At 71.4% G+C, this 5,590-nt stretch carries 5 protein-coding genes and 1 pseudogene; 1 reads left to right on the plus strand and 5 read right to left on the minus strand.

The features are described 5' to 3' along the window. From GT030_RS00320 to GT030_RS00330, 3 genes are all read right to left on the minus strand, one after another. A partial coding sequence (locus GT030_RS00320; RefSeq protein ID WP_161199263.1) for a glycosyltransferase family 2 protein occupies positions 1-889 on the minus strand: 889 nt, incomplete at its 3' end. Further along, positions 886-1,704 (minus strand): glycosyltransferase family 2 protein, encoded by an 819-nt coding sequence (locus GT030_RS00325; protein ID WP_161199264.1) that lies wholly within the window; start codon positions 1,702-1,704, stop codon positions 886-888. The genes GT030_RS00325 and GT030_RS00320, both read right to left, overlap by 4 nt. A 350-nt stretch (positions 1,705-2,054) precedes the next feature. Further along, positions 2,055-2,498 carry a hypothetical protein gene (locus GT030_RS00330; protein ID WP_237522123.1) on the minus strand — a complete coding sequence of 148 codons (444 nt, stop codon included), beginning with the start codon at positions 2,496-2,498 and terminating at the stop codon, positions 2,055-2,057. 319 nt (positions 2,499-2,817) lie between these two features. Between GT030_RS00330 and GT030_RS00335 the strand changes: the two genes are divergently transcribed. Beyond that, the gene (locus GT030_RS00335; protein ID WP_161199265.1) at positions 2,818-3,612 is read left to right on the plus strand and encodes an SGNH/GDSL hydrolase family protein; all 795 of its coding nucleotides are present in this window, start codon (positions 2,818-2,820) and stop codon (positions 3,610-3,612) included. Positions 3,613-3,680: 68 nt separating this feature from the next. Here the strand turns inward: GT030_RS00335 and GT030_RS00340 are convergent, their stop codons facing one another. Beyond that, complete coding sequence (locus GT030_RS00340) at positions 3,681-5,216, minus strand: serine/threonine-protein kinase (protein WP_161199266.1); 1,536 nt, start codon at positions 5,214-5,216, stop codon at positions 3,681-3,683. Between the two features lie 45 nt (positions 5,217-5,261). Then, positions 5,262-5,590, minus strand: a pseudogene (locus GT030_RS00345) (nickel transporter); the annotation flags it as partial.

Below are 5,590 nucleotides of genomic sequence, written 5' to 3' on the forward strand. Positions count from 1 at the left end.
CCGCCACGATCGCCCCGGCCCGTCCCGCGCCGCCCGGCCGGGCGAGCACCGCGTCCCGCAGGCCGCGCGCGATCCCGGCGGGCAACACCCGTGTGGTGTACCGGCGTTCCGACTCCAGCCCCTTCGCCGCGCCCACGCTCCGGGCCACCAGCGCCTTGGACAGGCCCTCGGCGTACGTCCGGGTGCGGAAGTAGGCGAAGCGCTCGCGGGCCTCGGGCACCCGGTGGTGGATCACCGCCCGGTCGTCGATGAGGAGCACGGCGTCGGGGCGGGCGCGGCTGATCCGGATGCACAGCTCGGTCTCCTCGCAGCCCAGCGGGCGCCGGTCGCCGTCCCGGCCGATCCCGGTGGCGAAACCGCCCGCCAGCTCGAACGCGGTGCGCCGGAAGGAGGCGTTGCCGCCCAGCACGTTGCGCACCCGGACCCGGCCGGGCGGCAGACCCCGGTAGGTGCAGCCCACCACCCAGTCGAACTCCGCCGGGAACCAGGGCGGCCGCCGCCCCGACGCCCACACCGGCTCGGTCCGGCCGCCGACCGCCAGTACGCGCGGGTCGGCGTACCCCTCGGCGAAGTGGCGCAGCCAGTCCCGTTCGGCCACCGCGTCGTCGTCGAGGAACGCGATCACCTCGCCCTTCGACGCGGCGACCCCGGTGTTGCGGCCCGCGGACAGGCCGCGCGGACCGGCGTTGGCGAGCACCCGGACCGGGCCGTCCGCTTCCTTGTACTCGGCGGCCAGCCGGTCCAGCAGGGCGGTGTTGTGGTCCACCACCAGCAGGGTCTCCAGCGGCGGGTGGGACTGGGCGCGGACCGAGGCGACCGCCGCGAGGATGTCCTCCCAGCGGTCCTCGGTGTACACGCAGATCACGACGGAGACGGCCGGAGCGGTCAAGACGACGCTCCCCGCCGGGAGTCCGCCAGCGGCGAGCGGCGTCCCCGGCGCAGCGCACGGCGGTTGGAACGCTCCTGGAGGATCACTCTGAGCACCCGCAGCCCGTCCCGCACGGCCCGCAGGTTGCTGGTGCCGTGGATGCGGAGGTACTCGTGGCTGGGGATCTCCTGCACCTTCAGCCCTGCCTTGACCACTCTGATGTTCATCAGCGTCTCGACCTCGAAGCCGGTGCAGTCCAGGTCGATCTTGTCCAGGCAGTGCCGCCAGAAGGCGTTGTAGCCGTAGCAGAGGTCGGTGTAGCGGGCGCCGAACTTGCGGTTGACGACCGTGCACAGCGCCCAGTTGCCCAGCTTGCGGATCAGGGTCATGTCATCGGTGCCGCCGCCGTTGGCGAACCGGGAGCCCTTGGCGAAGTCGGCGCCGGAGACCAGCGCGGAGACGTAGGAGACGATCTCGTTGCCGTCGGCCGAGCCGTCCGCGTCGACCATCACGATGATGTCGCCGGAGCATGCCTCGAAACCGCTGATCAGGGCGTCCCCCTTGCCCTTGCCGCGCTGGGCGACCACCTTCACGTCCGGCCACAGCGAGCGGGCCACGTCCACGGTGTCGTCGGTGGAGTCGCCGTCGACCAGGACCACTTCGTGAATCCAGTCCGGCAGCGTCTTGAACACGTACGGCAGGTTCTCCGCCTCGTTCATGGCGGGGATCACCACGCTCACCGGCGGAGTGATCGCCAGGTGCGAGGAGATGGGCCGGTAATGGGCCGCGAGCAGCGGTTCGCGGTCCGGACCCGGCGTGCGCAGAACAGAACTCATGACTGTGGTCCCTCTCGTCCGGTGGACCGCCCACCCCTCGGGCGGCCCGGCTGTGTGTCCGGTTCGAAAGGGGGGTTCTCGTCCCTGGCCGCGGCACGGCGAAAAGCGCTCCGGGCCGGAAAGGACGAGCTGGCAAAGCTGACCGGGCCCCCGAGCGTGCAGGGACCTCCGGTCGCGCGGCACGGCCCGGTCACCTGGTGCGGTCACCGAGCACGGCACCCCCCTACCGCGCCTCACCCCGGTGCGTCACGGCTCCGAGCCCTCCCCTGAACCGTGGGCGACGGACCGATCGGGTGAGATGTACGACGGTATTGACGATAGAAGCAGAATCGCAAGACCTGGACGTGGTCTCACGAATCAGTTGGTTTGGCCGTTACGGAACTTTGGCCTGTTTTACTCCCCTCCGGTGTCCCCTCCCGCGAACCCTCCCCCTGTCGTGCACGGGTGGCCAGGAGGATCAGCAGGCTGAGTACGGTCACGGCGACGATCCCGCCGGTCACCGACCAGCGATGCACCGTCAACATGGCCTGGGCGACCAGCATGTCGAGCGCCACCGCCCCCGCGAGCGCGGCGATCAGCCGGCCGAAGGGGTCGAGCCCGCGCAGCGCCACGGCGATGGCCAGGGCTGGTGCGGCGAGCAGGAAGAACAGCGCGCACGGCCCGCGCAGCGGTGAGCCGGAGTCCGTGAGCGCGAGCAGCGCGCCGCACGCGGCGGTGCCGGCCGCGGCTCCGGCGAGCAGCGCCGACAGGTCCCTCCCCGGACCTGCCCGCTCTGCGCCTTCGCCGTCCGCCATGGAGCCATCTGCCGTGGATCTGTTGCCAGTTGAGGACCGCATGGGCCGACTTTGCCCCCCGACGCGCCGGATGCCGGGCTTCAATGTGGCCCAGCCGCTCGGAGGGCGTCAAGACGACCTCGGTCCGCATGCCTCTTCTGGGGCAATGTGCCCGAACCCGTCTACGTCATGTGCTATGTGGCGGGTCGTCAACAAGGCGGACCTGCCCCGCGCCCGGCCGGACGGTTGAGGGGCGAAATTGTTTTGGCATGGACACTTCCCGTCAACGCGCGTAGCTGGTACCAAAGTTGTGGCAGAGATCCTGCTAAAGGGAGGTTCCATGAGACGTACCCGAATTGCGGCATACGTGGCTTCACTCCTCCTCGCCACCGGCTTCACCCTCGCCGGTGCCGGATCGTCGCAGGCCGCCACCGGTGGCTACGTGGCGCTCGGCGACTCCTACTCCTCCGGGGTGGGGTCGGGCAGTTACATCAGTTCCAGCGGCGACTGCGACCGCAGCACCAAGGCGTACCCCTACCTCTGGAACGCCGCGCACGGCCCGTCCTCGTTCGCCTTCAACGCCTGCTCGGGCGCCCGCACGGACGACGTCCTCGCGAACCAGCTCGGCTCGCTCAACTCCTCCACCGGCCTGGTGTCCATCACCATCGGCGGCAATGACGCCGGCTTCGCCGATGTCATGACCACCTGTGTCATCTCCTCCGACAGCACCTGTCTCTCGCGGATCAACACCGCCCGCGCCTACGTCGACTCCACGCTGCCCGGCAAGCTCGACGCCGTGTACAACGCGATCAGCGCCAAGTCCCCCTCCGCCCGCGTGGTCGTCATCGGCTACCCGCGCTTCTACCTGCTCGGCCAGACCTGCCTCGGCCTCTCCGAGACGAAGCGCTCCGCGATCAACAGCGCGGCCGACTACATGAACAGCGCCATCCAGAAGCGCGCCCAGGCCCACGGCTTCGTCTTCGGTGACGTCCGCACCACCTTCACCGGCCACGAGATCTGCTCCAGCGACTCCTGGCTGCACAGCGTCAACTGGACGAACATCGGTGAGTCCTACCACCCCACCGCGGCCGGACAGTCCGGCGGCTACCTCCCCGTGCTCACCAACGCCGCCTGACCCACGCGGCCCACAGGGGTGACCCCGGCAAAGCGAGCCGTACGGGAGTCACTCGCACGAGGGAAACATCAAGGTGTGCCGGAGGATGAAGCGGAGGCCCCGTCCGACGGGGTCTCCGTCGTCTTGTCACACGTCACGGTGAACGGCACCTCGTCGGACGTGACCCGCTCCGGCTCGCGCACCTCCACACTGATGGCGTTCTCCGACGTGCCGTCCTCGTCGTTCGTCCGCACGGTCACCCGCGCCTGCCGCGTCCGCTCCCCGCCCTCCGGGAAGGACAGCGTGCGCCACTCCTCGCCCTCGAACGAGCCGTGCTTCAGCTTCCACCGGTAGCGCACCTCGGCGGGCAGCCGCCCCACGGTGAACGTCGCGGTGAACACCGGCGACCCGGCCTCCGGCGGAGGGCAACTCCCCTGGTACTGCGTGTGCGTTCCGGTCAGCGACACCCGTACCGACTGCGCGGGCTCACTGCTGCTCGGCGGGGCGCTGCTCTTCGAAGGTGACGGCTCATGGCTGGTCGGTGTGGGGGAGCGGGGCTCGCCGCTCTTCGTCACGGTCGCGCTCGGGGTGCTTCCGCCCTCGTTCCGGTCGCCGTCGTCCCGCTGCAGCAGGGTGTACGTCAGCCCGGCCAGCGCGAGGACCAGGGCGAGCACGCCGATGACCAGGACGGCGCCCGCGCGGCGCTCGCGCACCGGCGGCGCCGGGTCGGGTTCGCCCTCCGGCAGCAGGACGGTCGGCGGGGGCGGCGGTACGTAAGCGACACGGGTCGTGGGGGCGCCCCCGGCCGCGATCAGTCGCAGCTCGCGCGCGGCCTGTTCGGCGGGCAGCCGTTCCTCGGGGTCCTTGCGGAGGAGGCCCTCGACGACCGGGGTGAGGGGGCCCGCGAGGTGCGGGGGCGGCAGGGGTTCGTCCACCACGGCGCGCAGGGTGGAGATCGGGGTGTCGTGGCGGAACGGGGAGCCGCCCTCCACCGCCGCGTACAGCAGCACACCCAGCGACCACAGGTCCGATTCGGGGCCCGGAGTACGGCCCAACGCCCGCTCGGGGGAGAGGAATTCGGGCGAGCCGATCACCTCTCCGGCCATGGTCAGCGCCGAGCTGCCCTCGACCGAGGCGATACCGAAGTCGGTCAGCACCACCCGGCCGTCGTCCGACAGCAGCACGTTGGCCGGCTTCACGTCCCGGTGCAGTACACCGACCCCGTGCGCGGCGCGCAGCGCGTCCAGCACCTCCGCGCCGACGCGGGCCGACTCCGTCACGGACAGCGGGCCGGTCGTCTCCAGGATGTCGGCGAGCGAGCGGCCGCGCACCAGCTCCATGACGATCCAGGGGCGGCCGCCCTCCATCGCCACGTCGTACACCGTGACCACATTGGGGTGGGCGACCCGAGCCGCCGCCCACGCCTCACGCTCCAGGCGGGCGTACATCCGCTCCACGTCCCCGGCGGGCAGCCCGGCCGGGGCGCGTACCTCCTTGACGGCCACCTCACGCCGGAGCACCTCGTCGTGGGCGCGCCACACCGTGCCCATGCCGCCCTCGCCCAGCGGGGACAGCAGACGGTAACGGCCGGCGATCAACCGATCGCGTCCCGGCTGTTCTGACACGGGCTCCCCCTACGGCACGTCGCGCGAATCCTGACCAACGTAGCTTCAGCCGACAGCGCTTGCGACCCCCTTGAGCATCAATCCGGCGCCCAGCAGGAGCACGGCCAGCGCGGAGGCCAGGGGGATCGTGCGGCGGAGCAGGACGGTGAGGGGGTGGGCGTGACGGGCCGGGTTCCGGTCCAGGAGGCGTCCGGCGACGGCGCCGAGCCTGACCACGGCGAAGCCGGCTGCGGTGAGGGTCAGGGCCAGGCCGACGCCGTACGCGACCACCAGGAGGAGACCGAACCATGCCTGGCCGAGGGCGGCTGCGCCCACCAGCACGACCACGGCGGAGGGGCTGGGGACGAGGCCGCCGGCGAAGCCGAGGAGGAGGG

Origin of the sequence: Streptomyces sp. SID1328 (genome assembly GCF_009865595.1) — a bacterium.
GTDB lineage: Bacteria > Actinomycetota > Actinomycetes > Streptomycetales > Streptomycetaceae > Streptomyces > Streptomyces griseoluteus.

What these genes read in the sequence shown, in the direction of transcription:
- GT030_RS00325 (WP_161199264.1), bottom strand. Translation starts at nt 1,704, where the DNA reads ATGAGTTCTGTTCTGCGCACGCCGGGTCCGGACCGCGAACCGCTGCTC.
- GT030_RS00330 (WP_237522123.1), bottom strand. Translation starts at nt 2,498, where the DNA reads ATGGCGGACGGCGAAGGCGCAGAGCGGGCAGGTCCGGGGAGGGACCTG.
- GT030_RS00335 (WP_161199265.1), top strand. Translation starts at nt 2,818, where the DNA reads ATGAGACGTACCCGAATTGCGGCATACGTGGCTTCACTCCTCCTCGCC.